A 16,073-nucleotide genomic window follows, 5' to 3' on the forward strand; every position below is an offset into this window, starting at 1 on the left:
GACGGCTGGGTGCCGGGGTTCGGTGGTGCCGGTGATCCTGGCGAGCCTGGTGCTCTCGGTGGGCGTCACGCCGGTGCCCAGCCTGGACACCACGGTTCCGCCGGGCAGCCGCTTCACCCGGGCGCTGGTGGGCAGCCGGTTTCTCACGGTGTTGCCGGCCAACCTGGTCACCGGGGTTTCGGAGGCCAGCCGGCCTACCCCGGTGTTGCCGGGCAGCCGGCTCTCCAGGATCTGTCGGGGCAGGCTGCTGGTGGACAGCCCTATCGCGGTGGCGTTGGCGAGCAAGCTGCCTACCGTGAGTTGTCCGAGCAGCCTGGCTTTCCGGGTGTCGGTGGGCAGTCGGCGCGCAGCGACGGCACTTACTCCTCGGGACAGTCCGGTCAGCAGACTGCTGCCGGGCACCCGGTTCACAACGGTGTTGCGGGGCAGGCCGCTTATCGTGATCCGTCCGGTCAGCCTGGTCAGGACGCTGCCGGTGGCCAGCCGGCCTACACCGGTGCTGCCGGTCACCCGGTCACCGGGGGACACCCCGTTCCCACCGGCTCCGCCGCGCTGCCGCAGGGCGCCGGCCCATCGGCGGTCCACCCGTTCACCTCGGCTCCTCAAGGCCAGGTCCAGCGAACCGTCCAAGAGCACCCTTCCCACCCGGCGCGGCCGCGGCCTCGCTTGAAGTGGGTCGCCTCTCCGCCGCCGGGTTCCGTGACGCGGCGCCGCGCGGTGGCGACCACGCCGTACGCCGGCCCGCCATCCTACCCGGTCCCGCCACGCTGGGGTTTCCCGAGCCTCGTCTGGCGCCGCCCGACCGCGGTGCCCGGCACGGCGTCCGGCGCGGTGCGGCCCATCGACCGGATCCCCGTGCTGGCGCAGAGCCTGAACACGATCTTGTGGACGTTCGTCGTCCTCGCGGTCGCCGCGGCGGGTTCGGAGATCTGGCGTTACGTCCTGCTGGTGCAGAGCCGCGATTCCGCGCTGAGCACGTCGGTGGTTGGTTTCTCCGACGCGTTCGTGGTCACCGCCGGTCTGCTGACCACGATCCTGTCCCTTCTCCCGACCGGCCTCGCGGTGTGGTGGCTGCTCGTCGCTCGCCACGCCGCCGCCGACGAGGCCGGCGTCGAACCCGCGCGGCCCGTGTGGCAGGTGCTCGTGGGCGTGCTCGTGCCGATCGCCAACCTGCCGCTCGCGCTGTCCGTGGTGGGCGAACTCGAACACGCGGTGCTCCGCCGCCCGCGTGACGAGCGCCCGAAGCCCTCTCGCCTCGTCCTCGTGTGGTGGGCCGCGTGGCTGGTGAACTGGGTCCTGCTCGCGGTCACGATCGTCTGGCGCTTGCGCCCGGGCGTCCAGGCCATGGCGGACAGCGTGGTCCTCGTCGCCCTCACCGACCTGGCCGCCGCCGCCCTCGCCTTCACCACGGCGCTCGTCATCCGCCGCTTCTCGAACCTCCTGATGCCCATCGCCCCCGGCCGCCTGCGCAACCTCCGGGTCCTCAAGATCGACGGCGCCCCCGCGCCCGAACTCCACAACGCCCGCCCGGCCGGCGCCGCCCGCTGAGCCCGCTCAGCTTCTGCACCCCTACGTCGTCATCGCCCACTCGCTGCGGCTGCCCGCTCTGCCACCGGCGAGGGGCTCGACTCACTCAGGTTTCCTGCCGCGAGGTCGCTGTTCCTGCCGTGAGGTCGCTATTGGCGGCAAGATGCCGGCGCTGCCCAGCCCAGCGCGAATTCGATTCACTGAATCGCTTCCTTCGCACCTGCTGCGGCGAAGCTGCGATCGTCATTGAGCTCGTCCTTCCGGTCGGCGCGCTCGATCTGCCCGAACGCTTCCGTCGCAGTTGGCGCCCCGGGCGCTGGTCCGGCCGCCGCGGTTCACCCCAGCGCGGGCTCCAGCTGCCCGAACGCCTTCGTCGCCGCACGCCGCACCGTGCCCACCAGATCGTCGGCGCCCGAGTACGTGAGGTCCCAGACGTCGTCGAAAAGCAAGCGCAGCACCGAGGTCAGGTGGGCCGCCGTGGTTCGCGCGAGGAGGTCGTCTCGGGGGTCGCCGTGTTCGAGCAACGCGGTGGCCAGCTGCTGCTCCCGGTCGAGGTGCATCTGCGCGAGCGCGCTCATCAACGTGTCGCTGCCGCGAACCATCCCCACGAACTCGATCCCCGCGAAGCCCAGCAGTGCGCTCTGCTCGTCGAGCGCCGCGAAGTAGCCGTCGCGCACCGCGGCGAACGCCGGGCCCGGGGACTGCTTCACCAGCTTCGCGGGCCAGTCGACGAAGTCGTTGCGGATGTCGAAGACCAGGTCTTCCTTTCGGCCGAAGTGGTTGGTCACGGTCATCTTCGCGACGCGCGCCGCCTCGGCGACCTCCGCGATCGTCACGCTCTCGAACCCGCGCGCGATGAACAGCCGGGTCGCGGCGTGCGAGATGTTCTGGCGGGTCTCGAGTTTCTTCTGCTCCCTGAGGCTCACCCGGCCAGCATACCTGGGTTCGTCCTAACTTTAGGCTTGACCTAATAAATAAGTTCAACCTAATCTTAGGTTCGACCTAAACAACGAAGGACCTCGATGACCCTCCGCCTCCTGGCCGTCCACGCCCACCCCGACGACGAATCCAGCAAAGGCGCCGCCACCCTCGCCCGCTATGCCGCCGAAGGCGTCGACGTCCTCGTCGCCACCTGCACCGGCGGCGAACGCGGCGACGTCCTCAACCCGGCGGCCGACACCCCCGAAGTCCGCCGCGACCTCCCCGCCGTCCGCCGTCGGGAAATGGCCGCAGCGGCCGAAATCCTCGGCGTCCGCCAGCAGTTCCTCGGCCACCCGGACTCCGGCCTGGACCACCCACTACCCGAAGGCTGCTTCGCCCGGCTCCCGCTCGCCGACGCCGCCCAGCCCCTCATCGCCCTGATCCGCGACTTCCGCCCCCAGGTCGTGATCACCTACGACGAAACCGGCGGCTACCCCCACCCCGACCACATCCGCACCCACGAAGTCACCCGCGCCGCCCTCGAAGCCACCGTCGACGGCACCCCGCGCAAGCTCTACTACCTGGCCACCCTCAGCCGCGCCTGGTTCCAGGCCATCCACGACGCCACCCTCGCCGCCGGCCTCGACTCACCGATGGGTCCCGTCCTCGACGAGCTCCCGCCCGACCGACTCCGCCCGACGACCCACATCCGCTGCGAAGAGCACTTCGCCACCCGCGACCGCGCCCTCAGAGCCCACGCGACCCAGACCGACCCGGCCCACCCGTTTTTCCACCACTCACGCGACATCGAACGCGCCACCTGGCCGTGGGAGCAGTACCACCTCGTCGGCAGTGCCCCCGACACCCACGAAACCGACCTCTTCGCCGGCCTCCGCTGACCGAGCTGAATCCGAGCCGAATTCGAGCCGATCAGACCGTCACCGGCAACGTCCGCAACCCCCTGATCACGAACTCCGGCCGCCGCTCCGGCACCCCCGCCAGCCGCAATCCCGGCAGCCGCGTGGACAGCGCCGACAACGCCGCCGCGATCTCCACCCGGGCCAGCGGTGCCCCGACGCAGTAGTGGATTCCCATGCCGAAGCCGAGGTGCGCGTTGGGAGAGCGGCCGATGTCGAGCACATCAGGCGCGTCGAACACCCGCGGATCCCGCGCCGCCGCCCCCAGCAACGCACCGATCTTCGCGCCGCGCTCCACGCGGTAGCCCGCGATTTCCACGTCCTCCGTCGCCGTGCGTTCGAAAAGCTGAAGAGGCGCGTCGAACCGGATCAGTTCTTCCACAGCCGAGTCGAGCAAACCTGGGTCGGCCCCAAGTCGGTCCCATTCGGTGCGGTGGGTCAGGAGGGCCAGCACACCGTTGCCGATCACGTTCACCGTCGCCTCGTGGCCGGCCATCAGCAGCAGCACGGCGGTGGCCACGACCTCGTCCGGCGTCAGCTCGCTGGCCACCAGGTCGGCGACGATCCCACCGGGCTCCCCGCTCACCACCGACCGCAGGTACGCGACGAAGTCGGCCGCGGCCTGCTCGGCGGCGTCGCGCGCTTCCGAAGGGAGGCCGAACTCGTACATCTTCACGATCGCATTGCTCCACGCCACCAGCCGCGGCCCGTCCTCGACGGGGATGCCCAGCAACTCCGCGATCACGGCCACCGGCAACGGCTGTGCGAGGTGCTCCAGCAAGTCGGCGCTACCGTCGGCAGCGATCTTGTCGGCCAGGGTGTCCACCATGGCCGAAGCCAGCCGCCCGACCATCGGCCGCAGCCGCTGCACGTGGCCGCGCCCGAACTCGCCCGCGATCACGCGCCGCAGCCGGGTGTGGGCGGGCGGTTCGTTCTCCAGCAACGAGTTGCGGTGCAGCAGGTTGAACGAGGCGAACCGTTCGAGCGGCTGAGCGTCGGTCCAGATCCGGCCCAGCCCGCGGTGGCGCAGGACGGCGCCCGATGCGGCGTGCGAGACCGTGATCGCCAGGCCGAGCCCGTCGTGGTGGTGCACCTCGCCCTCGGCGCGCAGCGCGGCGAACGCGGGGTACGGGTCGGCGAGGAACGCGGTATCGGAAGCGTCGAACACGGCCCGACTCTAGCCCGCGACCTCCGCTTCGATAGCGTCTGGCGTCGAGCTTTGAGGAGGCTGAAGTGGGTAAAGGCGCGCGGAAGAAGGGGCCCAAGCCGGACCGCAAACCGAAGGTGCGCGACGTTTTCGTCGGGCAGCCCTTCGAAGGTCTGGCCGCGGAGCCGGAGCTGATCGCGTTGCGCGAGTTCGTGCCGTCGGCCACGGCGAAGCTCACGCTCGCCGACGGCGGCGACGTCACCCTCGGCACCGTGCTGCCCATGGCGGCCGCGGCGTTCGTCCGCTCCGACGGGCAGCGCTACGTCGGCCTGCAGGTGCAGACGCGGTCGTCGGACATCAGCCGCGACCTCGGCCGTTCGCTGCGCTGGGTGCTCGACGCCAAGCCGGGCGACGTCCTGTCCGTGCCGGACACCAGCACGCCCACCGACCCGGACGAGCACAACCGCCTGCAGGACCTGCTGGTGCCCGCCGCCGAGCTCGAGCTCACGCTCCACAGCGACTTCGGCTGGTGGCTGCCCGAGGACGCCGACGCCAGCGGTGACGTCGCGGTGTCCCTCGAGCGCGCGAACGCCGCCATCATGCCCACCGAACGCCTCGGTGCCGGTGCGTACTGGGTGCTCGCCGGCGAGAAGGCACACCTGCGCTGGGTCCGTCCCGAGCCGGAGAACCTGCTGCTGCAAGCGCTTGCGCGCCTGTCCGCGGCCGGCACGCTGGGCCTCGGCGAGGGCACGCGGTACGCGGGTTCGTTCCGCGCCCACGGCCTGCTCGTCCCGGTGTGGGACCTCGATCCCGAGGCTCACGCGCGGGAATGGGCCGAACCCAAGGACCAGCTCGGCGCCCGCCTCGAGGAAGCCCTGAAGTCGCTCGACACCGAGCCGCTCGACGCCACCGAGCGCCGCGCTCGCGACGGCCTCATCGGCCGCCAGCTCACCATCCGCTGACCCGGACCGGCGCTGTGGAAGTTCGACACCGAACTTCCACAGCGCCCAAGTCACACCCGCTCACCGGGTAGACCCGTACCTCGACGCACCTTCGCGGTGGCACGATCGTCGGGGTGATCCTGCACATCTGCACCCGCGACGAGTGGGCCGCCGTCTCCGAAGACACCGAGTACCGCGCGCCTTCGCTCGCCGAAATCGGGTTCATCCACTGCTCCGACCCCGGCACCGTCAGCGTGCCCGCGAACGCCGTCTACCACGGCCGCACCGACCTCGTGCTGCTCGAGATCGACCCGGCGAGGGTCGACGCGCGCGTGGTCTGGGAGGCCGGCGCGCCGCCGCACCCCGACGGGATCCTCTTCCCGCACATCTACGGGCCGATCCCGAGAAACGCTGTGGCCTCGGTACACGATTTCCCACCCGGCGCGGACGGTTCGTTGCAGCTGCCCGAGTCGCTCTCCGTGCGCTGACCGGCGTGGAAGTTCACGAAAAGTAGTCGCGAGAGCTGGACAACCTGCGGGGGCTGCCATGCGTGTGGGGGATGACGAGGACGCGGTGCGCGGCGATCTCATCCGGGGAGGGGGCGATTTGGTGACGGCAGCGGCACCTGCCATCGCGGGGGGAGAACCGACCTGGGTCGCGGACGCGCGCGTGGCGGCCGAACCCCCGGTGTTCGCCGAGTTCGGCGACTTCGTCGCGGCCAGCCTCCCCGGCTTGCTGCGCTACGGCCACGCCCTCACGGGCAACCCGCACGACGCCGCCGACCTGGTCCAGACCGTGCTCGAGAAGATCGGGTCGCGCTGGTCCTACGTGCAGCAGAAGACGGGCGACCCGCTCGCGTACGTGCGGCGTTCGATGGCCAACGCGCACGTCAGCCGGTGGAGACGCACGCGCCGGGAGAACCTCGTCGCGGACCTGCCGGACACCAGCCCGTGCGCGCCGAACGACCCGTTCGAGCACGAGCCGCTGTGGCAGGCGTTGCGAAATCTGCCGCCGAGGCAACGCGCGGTGGTGGTGCTGCGTTACTACGAAGGACTGTCCGAGGCCGAGATCGCGGAAACGCTGGGGGTCAGCCAGGGGACGGTGAAGAGCCAGGCCAGCAAGGCCATCGCTTCGTTGCGGACGAAGCTGAAGCGCGAAGGGAGCGAAGCGGGTTGAACGACTCCGAGGACGAGCTGGAGCAACGGCTGCGCGCGCTCTTTTCCGATGACCGCCTGGTCGTGCCCGCGCCGGCCGACGCCGAGCCGTCGATCCTGGCGGGCGCGCGCCGTCGCCGGCAGCGCCGGAAGGTGCTGATGTCGGCGTCCGGCGCGGTGTGCGCGCTGGCGCTGGTGTCGGGTGGGCTGGTGGTGGTCAAGGTCCAGACCACTGCGGGCACCGCCGATCTCACGGCTTCGCGGCTGACGGCGCCGAGTGTGTCCGCCACGCCACCCGTCACGTCGCCGACTTCGGCCGCGCCGCCGGTCGCTTCGGCGCCGCTGGGCGAGCCGCCGGTCAAGCAGACCCGTGCGCCGGCGCCGCCGAAGCACCACACTCCGCCGCCGTCCACGCGCGGTGACGCTCCGGCGAAGGTGACGAAGGGGTCGTTGCTGACGTCGAATGGGCTCGGGGTGCTGAAGCTGGGGATGACGGAGCAGCAGCTGACCGAGTCGGGCCTGACGTTGACGCCGGTGAAGGAATCCGCGGGCTGCACGTATTACGACGTCGCCGGCGAGGGCGTCCCCGCCGCCGCGACCGCCGTGGTGTCCCCGGACGCCGGCGTCGTCGTCGTGAAACCCGACGGCGCCGCCCACACGCCGGAGGGCGTCGGCGAGGGTTCAGCGGCCGCAGACGTCACCGCGGCGTACCCCGACGCGTCCCAGGCCTCCGACGAGCTGGTGGCCCCCACGGGCACCGAGGGCGCCTACCACTTCACCCTGGCCGACGACGGGTCCGTTTCGAGCCTGGATGTCCGCGCGGTCAACCAAACCTGCGCCGCCTGACCGGGCGGCGCTGACCGAGGACCCGGGCTGTCCACAGGGGGAGAGCCCGGGTTCCTCTTTTGGGCCTTGTGGACGGTTGGGTGGGTCGGACCCAGGGCCGCAGGACGACGAAGCCCGGGTTGTCCACAGGGGGGACAACCCGGGCTCCGCGATGGCTGGCCTGGTGACGAACCGGCCGACCGGTGACCGGTCAGCCGGGTGAACTACAGCGCGCCGCCAGCGACCGGGGGCATTCCGGCGTCCGCGGCGGCGGTGCCGACGGCCTCGCGGTGGAGGAACTTCTCGATCTCGTACACGTTGTCACCCGCGCGGCGGGCGACGGTGACGAGCGTGGACATCTGCGAGATCTCCTCGACCTGCTCCTTGAGGAACCACTGCGTGAACTGCTCGCTGATGTAGTCCTCTTCGGCGCGCGCGGCCTTCGCCAGTGCGGAGATGTCGGCGGCAACCTCCTTCTCCTGCTCCAGCGCGAGCTCGAGGAGCTCCAGCGGGGCGGAGAACTCGTTGCGGACCTGGGAGACGCCCGGCACCTCCACGTGGTGGTCGCGGTCGAGCATGTACTGCACGAGCGCCATCGCGTGGTTGCGCTCTTCCACCGACTGCTTGTAGAAGTGCTTCGCGAGCTGCGGCAGGTCCTCGTTGTCGAACCAGACCGCCAGCGCGATGTACTGCTGGGAGGCGTGGAACTCGTTGTGGATCTGCGCCTGCAGTAGTTCGTAGAACTTCGAGCGCGGTTCTTTCTTCATGAGGGCCATGCAGATGACGGTACGACAAATCGCGATTAATTTCCACTTTGAGCTGGTGATGTCCACCCTATTAGGGTTACCATTCCTAAAGAAATTCGCCCTTATTTTGGTTAGCCTTCCCTTCATTGATTTAACTCATTAAGGGAAGGCTAACTTCGCTTTATATCGTGTCCCGCAGGATCGGGCACGACATGCAGCGCGGGCCGCCGCGGCCGGAGCCCAGTTCGGAGCCGGCGATGGCGAGCACCTCGATTCCCGCGTCGGCCAGGCGTTCGTTGGTCTCGAAGTTGCGCTCATAACCCACGACGACACCGGGGGCCAGCGCGAGGGTGTTGTTGCCGTCGTCCCACTGTTCGCGTTCCGCGGTCACCGGGTCGAGCCCGGTGTCGATCACGCGCAGCCGGTCGATGCCCATCGCCTCCGCCGCGGCGCTCAGGAATGGCGCCGGGCCCGCGACCTTGACCCCGCCGTCGCCGGTGGGACGCACGGTGAACGCCGTGAGCGAATCACGGGCGAGCGGGTACATCACGACGGCGTCGGCCGCGACCATCGTGCACACCGTGTCCAGGTGCATCGTCGCGCGGGACTGCTCGATGGGCACGGCCAGCACGGTGTGCGCGAGACCGTCGGCGAACACCGAGCGCGCGAGCGACTCCGCGCCGGCCGGCGTGGTGCGCTCGCCGACGCCGACAGCCACCACGCCCGGGGCAAGCAGCATCACGTCGCCGCCCTCGATGGGCGCGGAGTGGGCGCCGTACGCGCGCGCCGCGTGGCGGAAGCGCGGGTGGTAGGCGTAGACCAGGTCGAGCACAGCCGTCTCGCGCCGCCGCGCCGGCATCGTCAGCGACGAGATGGCCACGCGATCGCCGATCCACGCCGACGAGTCGCGCGTGAACAGCAGGTTCGGCAGCGGGTCGACGGCGAAATCGTGCGGGTCGCGCATCATCCGCACCAGCGACGCGCCCTCGGACGTCGGCAGTTCCTCGAACGTCATGCCCGCCATCAGCACCTCGGCGAGCGTGCCGGCGTCGACGCCGCTCAGGTGCGAACGCAGCGAATCGGCGAGATCGGCGCCCAGGCGCAATTCATCCACAGCCGCGTGGACGCCCGCCGTGTGCGCGCGCTGGTCCTCGAGCGCCGTGCGCAGCGTGTCGGCCAGCAGCAGCACCTCGACACCGCGGCTGCGGAGCACTTCCGCGAACGCGTCGTGCTCCTGCTGGGCCCGGTCCACCCAGGGGATGGAGTCGAAGAGGAGCTGGTCGTTGTTGCGCGGGGTGAGCCTTTTGAGCTCGTTTCCCGGCCGGTGGAGGAGAACCGCTCGAAGGGGTCCGACTTCGCTGTCCACCCTGGGTGGTGCCGTCACGTCGTTCACGAGGTCGAGCCTAATGAGCGCACGTCAGGGGAGCCAGGAAACATGGCCTTTCAAGAGTGAATAACCGACGAAAGAGACCACGTCGAAAAGGGTGTGCGCGGCCACCAACGGCCACAGCCGGTTGGTGCGCTGCCAGACGCGGCCGAACACCAGGCCCATGACGAAGTTGCCGACGAACCCGCCGAACCCCTGGTACAGGTGGTACGACCCGCGCAGCGCGGCCGCGCCCACAAGAGACGCGTTTTCGCGCACGCCGAGCTGGCGCAGCCGCGTGAGCAGATAACCGATCACGAGCACTTCTTCGGCGAACGCGTTGCCGAACGCCGAGAGCGTGAGCGCGATCGGGCGCCACCACGTGTCGCCCAATGTGGACGGTTGCACCGCCAGGCTGAAGCCGAGGTGGTAGGAGAGGAAATACAGGCCCAGCCCCGGAATGCCGATCACGGCGGCGAGGCCGAGCGTGATCAGCGCGTCGGACCCGGGGGAGCGGCGGTCGAGGCCGATCTCGCGGACCTTGATTCCCGCGCGCCACAGCAGGTACAGCCCGAGCGCGCCCCAGCCGACGAGCTGCAGGGCGTTGAGCAGCTGCTGCAGCAGGTCGAGCAGGCTGGCGGCGGCCTGCGGCACGTTCAGCTGCACCTGTTGCTGAGCCAGCGGCTCCGGGCGCAGCAGGGAGTCCACAAGGGACAGCAGGCTGCGGGCGCCGGAGAGGCCGAGTGTGATGCCGAAGACGAGCACCAGCTCGAACTTGACGGCGCGGCGCTCCTTCTCGTCCACGATCGGGGCGGGCGAATCGGGCGGAAGGGGCAGCAGCCAGGACCTGATGCCCGATCGCTCTGTCGTGCTCATGAGCGCACGCTACCTTCGGGGTATGCCTCGGACTATCGCCACCAACACGAAGGTCGACCGCGAAGCGCTGGTCGAGTTCCTTAAGCCCCGCCACCACGCGATCCTCGTCACCACCCGCGCCGACGGACGTCCCCAGCTCTCGCCGAACACGTGCGGCGTCGACGCCGAGGGCCGGCTCGTCATCGCGACTTATCCACAGCGGGCGAAGGTCGCGAACCTGCGCAAGTCGGGTGTGGTGTCCGTTTGTGTCCTGTCCGACGAGTGGAACGGCCCCTGGGTGCAGGTCGACGGCACCGCCGAGGTCATCGACCTGCCCGAGTCCGTCGAGCCGCTCGTCGACTACTTCCGCGCCATCTCCGGCGAACACCCTGACTGGGACGAGTACCGCGAAGCCATGCGCAAGCAGGGCAAGAGCCTCATCCGCATCACCATCGATCGTTGGGGCCCCATCGCCACCGGCGGCTTCCCGCCGGAACTCGCGGACGACTGAGCCCGCGCTGCTCGATGAGGCCGGTCCCACCGAGGTGGGGCCGGCCTTTGTCGTACCCGATGGCTCATGGGGCCCGACCCAGCGAGTTGTCCACAGCCGGGGAAACGCGTCAGTCCGAACGCCGCTGCTGACGCAGGAACGGACAACCCACCAGCCGCCGCAGCTCCGCCGCCAGCTTCGGCGGCGTGTCGATCGACTGCGAGAACGCCAGGCGCACGTCGTGATCGCCGGTGTCGGACTCGACGCGCAGGCGCAGGCCGTAGCGGTCGAGGCCGAGCGGGCGGATGCGGCCGTGCTGCAAGCCCGGGGGCAGGTGCCGCGCGAGCTGCTCCACCACGTCCGAGTGGTCGCTTTCCAGGTGCCGCAGCCACTCGGCCTCGTAGGTGTGAAACGGGTCGGGCGGTGCGGCGCTGAACATGTGCGGCCGCAGGGAGTGCGTGCCCTCGGCGTCGGCGAGGACGAGGGAGGCCGGCGTGAGGCGCAGGAGCGTCAGGCCGTGGCCGACGTCCAGCAGGCGCTCATCCGGCCGCTGCTCGGCGATCGACACGGCACGCGCTCGTGCCGAGACCGCCGAGAGCGGTCGGAGCCACCCGGTGATCCACAGCAGGCCGCGGATGGGCTCCCGCAGCTCGACGGGGGCGTGGTCGGCGAGCTCGACCATGACGGCGAGCTCGCCGCGCTGAGTCTGCCGCGACGTGCGCACCATCGGGTGCTCGTCGGGCAGAAGGATGCTGACGCTGCCGCTGTGGTGCACGTGGTGCAGCACGGGCACCACCCGCTCGGCCTCGTTGTCGGCGCGCTCGACGGTCGGCATGATCGTCGCCGGTCCGTTGCGCGTCGCGATCGTCTTGGCCCGCTCGGCGGGGTTCGGCGCGGGCGGGCGGCGGACGGATGTCGGGGCCTCGGTCACGGGTCACCTCCTACTTAGGTGAGCCTAACCTGAGTCCTGACGAGAAGGGAAGACCCGATCCGTAACGCACTCCGCCCGAGTGGCGAATAGTCGGTGATCAGCACCGCCACCTGGGGAGAACACGACCGACAAAACCGACCAAATCTCTGTCTGGGAGCCGCAACCGGGGGTGGCCGCCGCTCCGCTGCCGCCGTTCGGCGTCGTTTATGCGAAAGCTCGCCGCACCGCGGCGATCCAGGTCATGGGCGGGACCCTGATCACGCTGGCGGGCCTCGCGTTGCTCCTCGCCGGCGCCAACCTCGCCGCATCGGTTTTCGTCGCCTTCTTCGGCTGCCGGATCCTGTTCATCTGGTTGCCGGCCGTCATCTCGGGAATCGGAACGAACCCGGACCCCGCCGCGGTGTTCGAAGCGGTGCGGGTAGACGCCGACGGACTGGTCGCACGGCGCAGCCGAGTCGGTGTGCGGTTGCCCGACGGCCGCTGGCTGCGCACCGAGTTGCCCGCCGGCGTCCGCATGCAGCTCGCCGGACAGCGCCGGTTGTGGATGCTCAGGCACTGCGACCGCGTCCATGTCGTGGTGCCCGGAATCGTCTTGGTCTGGAAGGGGCGCCTGGCGGCCGCACCGGTGAGCGGCGCGAAGCAGCTGCCGGTGGTGTCGCGTCAGCTGGTCCCGCCGCGCGAGGATCCCGTGCTCAACGCGGACCGTCGCGCCAAGGTCCCGACGATGCTGGCACTGGTGCTGCTGAATGTGGTTTCCGCCGGCCTGGCAGCGTGGACCGTGGTGGGCCTGAAGGCGGACGTAGTCGCCCGGCAAGTGGACCCTGAGCTCGCGGCGGCGAGCGCCGCCGTGATCGCGGTCCTGGGCGTGTTCGCCGTTCTGCGTGCGCTCGTCGGCGTCATCACTCTGCTGAAGCTGATCCGGCCCCGCTCGGAGGGCTCGTGGACCGAACTGCCCGTGCTGGACCGGAAGATCGCGTTCAGCAGCAGCTACCGCGCGGTGCTGACGGGGCACGTCCGGCTTCCCGACGGCAGTGTGGCCGCCTTCCGCACGTCGAAGATCTTCGTCTCCCTGGCGCTGGACGTTGCCGCCTCAGATCGCCTGTGGACGCTCGGCCCTGCTCGGCTCGGCGTGGTGACCGTCGGCGTGCCCGGTTACCCCGTAATCGGCGTCGCGCGTTTCCGGCCCGTTCCGAATCCGGCGCCCGCACCCTCCGCCCAAGCGGTCAGCCACTGAGCAACGACATGGCGGAGGAGCGCCCATGCCCACGTGGGAGCCGGATCCAACCGCCCCGGCCGGACAGCTGCCGGTGATCAGCAAGGCCTTCGACGGAGCGCTGCGCGGGCGCCCGGCCGCCTGATCGTCGGCGGGGTCCGCGCGGCGTAGGTCGCCGCGGTGGTGGTGGCCAACCACCACCTCGACATCGCCACCACCAGAACGCTCTGGACCGCCGGCCGCCGAGCCGGCCTACCCGGTCACGTCTGGATCGGCACCATTCGCGCTCACACCTCCGGCCCCCTGCCCGACCACGACCACGCGTAACCCGGATCCTCAGACGCCAAACTCGCCTCGCCGAGCTCCAGGGGCGCGAACGTATCCACCATCACCGCCGTCTCGTCGAAGAACTCCGCGCCGATCGACGCCTCCGCCGCGCCCGGCTGGGGGCCGTGGGTGAAGCCCGACGGGTGCAGCGACAGGGAGCCGATGCCGATGCCCGAGCCGCGGCGGGCTTCGTAGTTGCCGCGGACGTAGAACATGAGCTCGTCGGAGTCGACGTTGGCGTGGTTGTACGGCACGGGGATCGAGTTCTCGTGGTAGTCGACCTTGCGCGGGCAGAACGAGCACACCACGAAGTTCGGCCCCTCGAACGTCTGGTGCACCGGCGGCGGCTGGTGCACGCGGCCGGTGATGGGCTCGAAGTCGTCGATGTTGAAGGCCCACGGGTACAGGCAGCCGTCCCAGCCGACGACGTCGAAGGGGTGCGTCGCGTACGTGTACCGGGTGAGGCCGGCGCGGTGGCGGACGAGCACGTCGACATCCGAACCCTCCACAACCAGCGGTGAGACGGGCCCACGAATGTCCCGCTCGCAGTACGGCGAGTGCTCCAGGAACTGCCCCTTCGCCGACAGGTAGCGCTTCGGCGGGCCGATGTGCCCGCGCGCCTCCAGCACGTAGAGGCGCACTTCGCCCTGCGGCACCACGCGGTAGGTGCACGAGGTCGGGATCACCACGTAGTCGCCGTCCGCGGCCGCCAGCGTGCCGTAGATCGTCTCGAAGACGGCGGACCCGCCCTGGACGTAGAAGAGCTCGTCGCCGGCGGCGTTGCGGTACAGCGGCGAAGGGGCGGTGGCGACGACGAAGCCGATGGTCACGTCCGCGTTGCCGAAGAGGCGCCGGCGGTCCGTGACGGCGTCGGCGGAGGCGCCGAACTTCAGCTCGGGCGTCTTGAAGTGGCGGGGCTTGAGCGGGTGGTTGGGCGTGAGCGCGCCACGGTCGTCGGGTACGGCCACGGCGTCGACGATCGCTGTCGGGAGGCCGCGGTGGTACAGCAGCGCGGAGTCGGCGGAGAAGCCCTCGACGCCCATCAGCTCCTCGGCGTAGAGGCCACCGTCGGGCTTGCGGAAGGCCGTGTGCCGCTTGTGGGGGATCTCGCCTACTCGCCGGTAGAAGGGCATGGTGGCGCCTCCAAAAGTGTCCGCAGAACGAACGATTTTGTCCTGATGCCGTACGCTACTAGCGTGTCAGTCGTGTCAAGCGCTGTGGAACTCACGCCCCCCGGCCCCCGTGGAATTCCGCCCCTGTTCGCGCGGCTCGTCGACGACTCGGCGCTCTTTCCGCCCGCGGACGCGGCCATGCCCGAAGCGCTGCGTGCGCACTACGAGTCGCGGGCGGGTGAACACGCCGGTGTACTGGGCGTTTTCCTCTGCCAGGCGTCCCGGCTGCCGGAGCTGATCACCGAGTTGATCAAGGTGAAGCCGAAGGAACCGTTGCCGCTTTCCTTGATCATCGACACCGGGCTCGGCGGTGTGCCGAAGGCGATTTCGATCGTCGAATCCCGCAGTGAGCTGCTGTCGCTGCGGATGGTCGAGATGCCGGCGCCGTCGGACGTCGACGAGGTGTGGCTCGAGCGCGTGTCGGAGTTCGTGCCCGAGGACGTGATCCGCGTCGTGGAGCCGCGGCGCGGTGTCGGCTGGCTCGACGGCGTGCGCAAGGTGATCGAGCACGGCAGCTGGCCGAAGATCCGCTGCGGCGGCCCGGCGGGGGAGAACTTCCCCAGCGTCGACGAGGTGGCCGACTTCCTGTCGGTGGTCAGCGGCGCGCCCGGCGCGTCGTTCAAGGCCACCAACAGCCTGCACCGCGCGGTGCGCCACACCGACCCGGACACGGGCTTCACGCACCACGGTTTCCTCAACCTGATCGTCGCGTCGGCCCGCTGCCTTTCCGGTGGCGACGTGCGTGCGGCGCTGGAGGTCACCGACGGCCAGGCGCTGGCCGACGAGGCCCGCGCGCTGTCGGAGCCGGCCGCGAAGGCCGTGCGGGAGCTCTTCGCGTCGTACGCGGCGGCGTCGTTCGCCGAGCCGGTGGCCGACCTGGGTGAGCTCGAGCTGCTGTGAACAGGGAGGGGTCGCTGACCCTCGACCGCGGCCTGGCGCTGCTGCAGGCGGTGGCCGACGCGGGCGAGGAGGCGGCGACCATCTCCGAGCTGGCCGTGACGATCGGCGCGAGCCGCGCGGCCGTCTACCGGCTGCTGGTGCCGCTGTCCGAACGCGGCCTGATCTGGCGCGACGGCACGAAGGTGCGCCTCGGCGTCGGCCTGCTGCGGTTGGCCGGGCAGGTGCTGCCGCAGCTGCGGGAGGCCGCGCGGCCGGTGCTGCGCGAGCTGGCGGAGAAGGTCGGGGCCACGGCGCACCTCACGGTGGCGCAGGGCGATCAGGCGCAGGCCGTCGCGGTGGTGGAGCCGTCGTGGACGAACTACCACGTGGCCTACCGCGTGGGCACGCGTCATCCGCTCAGCGCGGGCGCGGCGGGCCGGGCGATGGCGCTGCGGCCCTCCGGTGTCGGCTGGGTTGCCTCCACGGGCGAGCTGGAGGCCGGCGCCTCGGGTGTGGCCGCGCCGGTGCGCGGGGTGCCAGGGCTGCGGGCGAGCGTGGGGGTGGTTTCGCTGGAGCCGCTGGACGCCGAGACGGTCGGCCCCCAGGTCGTCGCCGCGGCCGCGAAACTCACCGAGGTGCTCAGAACCGACGCGTAGTTGCAC

17 protein-coding genes are annotated in these 16,073 nt (G+C 70.4%); 10 read left to right on the forward strand and 7 right to left on the reverse strand.

Annotated elements, in window-relative coordinates; translation table 11 throughout:
• Positions 1–666 precede the first annotated feature (666 nt).
• Positions 667–1,548, forward strand: coding sequence for a DUF4328 domain-containing protein (locus ACWEOE_RS02855; RefSeq protein ID WP_452002970.1), 882 nt, complete (start codon positions 667–669; stop codon positions 1,546–1,548).
• Between the two features lie 314 nt (positions 1,549–1,862).
• Here the strand turns inward: ACWEOE_RS02855 and ACWEOE_RS02860 are convergent, their stop codons facing one another.
• Positions 1,863–2,453 carry a TetR/AcrR family transcriptional regulator gene (locus ACWEOE_RS02860; RefSeq protein ID WP_452002972.1) on the reverse strand — a complete coding sequence of 197 codons (591 nt, stop codon included), beginning with the start codon at positions 2,451–2,453 and terminating at the stop codon, positions 1,863–1,865.
• A 96-nt stretch (positions 2,454–2,549) separates the two neighbouring features.
• Here ACWEOE_RS02860 and mca point away from each other — a divergent pair, with 96 nt between their 5' ends.
• Complete coding sequence (gene mca / locus ACWEOE_RS02865) at positions 2,550–3,347, forward strand: mycothiol conjugate amidase Mca (RefSeq protein WP_452002974.1); 798 nt, start codon at positions 2,550–2,552, stop codon at positions 3,345–3,347.
• A 31-nt stretch (positions 3,348–3,378) separates the two neighbouring features.
• On the opposite strand, the gene ACWEOE_RS02870 is transcribed toward mca, so the two are convergent.
• The gene (locus tag ACWEOE_RS02870; RefSeq protein WP_452002977.1) at positions 3,379–4,533 is read right to left on the reverse strand and encodes a cytochrome P450; all 1,155 of its coding nucleotides are present in this window, start codon (positions 4,531–4,533) and stop codon (positions 3,379–3,381) included.
• A gap of 65 nt (positions 4,534–4,598) precedes the next feature.
• Here ACWEOE_RS02870 and ACWEOE_RS02875 point away from each other — a divergent pair, with 65 nt between their 5' ends.
• The 4 genes from ACWEOE_RS02875 to ACWEOE_RS02890 all read left to right on the forward strand — a co-directional run bounded on the left by ACWEOE_RS02875 (position 4,599) and on the right by ACWEOE_RS02890 (position 7,453).
• Positions 4,599–5,474 (forward strand): DUF5926 family protein, encoded by an 876-nt coding sequence (locus ACWEOE_RS02875; RefSeq protein ID WP_452002980.1) that lies wholly within the window; start codon positions 4,599–4,601, stop codon positions 5,472–5,474.
• Positions 5,475–5,587: 113 nt separating this feature from the next.
• A complete protein-coding gene (locus tag ACWEOE_RS02880; protein ID WP_452002983.1) occupies positions 5,588–5,941 on the forward strand; it encodes a DUF952 domain-containing protein in 354 nt (117 codons plus the stop codon).
• A 121-nt stretch (positions 5,942–6,062) separates the two neighbouring features.
• Entirely contained in the window at positions 6,063–6,629 is a 567-nt protein-coding gene (locus ACWEOE_RS02885; RefSeq protein ID WP_452002985.1) for a SigE family RNA polymerase sigma factor, read from the forward strand.
• On the forward strand, positions 6,626–7,453 hold the full coding sequence (locus ACWEOE_RS02890) for a hypothetical protein (RefSeq protein ID WP_452002987.1): 828 nt from the start codon (positions 6,626–6,628) through the stop codon (positions 7,451–7,453). Before ACWEOE_RS02885 ends, ACWEOE_RS02890 begins: the two co-directional genes overlap by 4 nt.
• Before the next feature lie 203 nt (positions 7,454–7,656).
• Here ACWEOE_RS02890 and ACWEOE_RS02895 read toward each other — a convergent pair whose 3' ends face one another.
• From ACWEOE_RS02895 to ACWEOE_RS02905, 3 genes are all read right to left on the reverse strand, one after another.
• Complete coding sequence (locus tag ACWEOE_RS02895) at positions 7,657–8,208, reverse strand: ferritin (protein ID WP_452002989.1); 552 nt, start codon at positions 8,206–8,208, stop codon at positions 7,657–7,659.
• A gap of 151 nt (positions 8,209–8,359) precedes the next feature.
• Positions 8,360–9,544, reverse strand: a complete 1,185-nt coding sequence (locus ACWEOE_RS02900; protein WP_452003354.1) for an arginine deiminase — start codon at positions 9,542–9,544, stop codon at positions 8,360–8,362.
• A gap of 51 nt (positions 9,545–9,595) precedes the next feature.
• Positions 9,596–10,420, reverse strand: a complete 825-nt coding sequence (locus tag ACWEOE_RS02905; RefSeq protein ID WP_452002992.1) for a CPBP family intramembrane glutamic endopeptidase — start codon at positions 10,418–10,420, stop codon at positions 9,596–9,598.
• 22 nt (positions 10,421–10,442) lie between these two features.
• On the opposite strand from ACWEOE_RS02905, the gene ACWEOE_RS02910 reads away from it, so the two are divergent.
• Entirely contained in the window at positions 10,443–10,910 is a 468-nt protein-coding gene (locus tag ACWEOE_RS02910; RefSeq protein ID WP_452002994.1) for a PPOX class F420-dependent oxidoreductase, read from the forward strand.
• A gap of 109 nt (positions 10,911–11,019) precedes the next feature.
• Here ACWEOE_RS02910 and ACWEOE_RS02915 read toward each other — a convergent pair whose 3' ends face one another.
• Entirely contained in the window at positions 11,020–11,820 is an 801-nt protein-coding gene (locus ACWEOE_RS02915) for a DUF2470 domain-containing protein (RefSeq protein ID WP_452002996.1), read from the reverse strand.
• A 277-nt stretch (positions 11,821–12,097) separates the two neighbouring features.
• Between ACWEOE_RS02915 and ACWEOE_RS02920 the strand changes: the two genes are divergently transcribed.
• Positions 12,098–13,054, forward strand: a complete 957-nt coding sequence (locus tag ACWEOE_RS02920; RefSeq protein WP_452002998.1) for a hypothetical protein — start codon at positions 12,098–12,100, stop codon at positions 13,052–13,054.
• 266 nt (positions 13,055–13,320) lie between these two features.
• Here ACWEOE_RS02920 and ACWEOE_RS02925 read toward each other — a convergent pair whose 3' ends face one another.
• Positions 13,321–14,493: a homogentisate 1,2-dioxygenase gene (locus ACWEOE_RS02925; protein ID WP_452003000.1), complete on the reverse strand. Its 1,173-nt coding sequence runs from the start codon at positions 14,491–14,493 to the stop codon at positions 13,321–13,323.
• Between the two features lie 84 nt (positions 14,494–14,577).
• Between ACWEOE_RS02925 and ACWEOE_RS02930 the strand changes: the two genes are divergently transcribed.
• Together ACWEOE_RS02930 and ACWEOE_RS02935 are read left to right on the forward strand one after the other, a co-directional pair.
• Entirely contained in the window at positions 14,578–15,432 is an 855-nt protein-coding gene (locus tag ACWEOE_RS02930) for a hypothetical protein (protein WP_452003356.1), read from the forward strand.
• A complete protein-coding gene (locus ACWEOE_RS02935; RefSeq protein ID WP_452003003.1) occupies positions 15,429–16,067 on the forward strand; it encodes an IclR family transcriptional regulator in 639 nt (212 codons plus the stop codon). Before ACWEOE_RS02930 ends, ACWEOE_RS02935 begins: the two co-directional genes overlap by 4 nt.
• The last annotated feature ends 6 nt before the right edge of the window (positions 16,068–16,073 follow it).

The organism is Amycolatopsis sp. NPDC004368, from assembly GCF_053602515.1.

What these genes read in the sequence shown, in the direction of transcription:
- ACWEOE_RS02895 (WP_452002989.1), bottom strand. Translation starts at nt 8,208, where the DNA reads ATGGCCCTCATGAAGAAAGAACCGCGCTCGAAGTTCTACGAACTACTG.
- ACWEOE_RS02910 (WP_452002994.1), top strand. Translation starts at nt 10,443, where the DNA reads ATGCCTCGGACTATCGCCACCAACACGAAGGTCGACCGCGAAGCGCTG.
- ACWEOE_RS02925 (WP_452003000.1), bottom strand. Translation starts at nt 14,493, where the DNA reads ATGCCCTTCTACCGGCGAGTAGGCGAGATCCCCCACAAGCGGCACACG.
- mca (WP_452002974.1), top strand. Translation starts at nt 2,550, where the DNA reads ATGACCCTCCGCCTCCTGGCCGTCCACGCCCACCCCGACGACGAATCC.
- ACWEOE_RS02905 (WP_452002992.1), bottom strand. Translation starts at nt 10,420, where the DNA reads ATGAGCACGACAGAGCGATCGGGCATCAGGTCCTGGCTGCTGCCCCTT.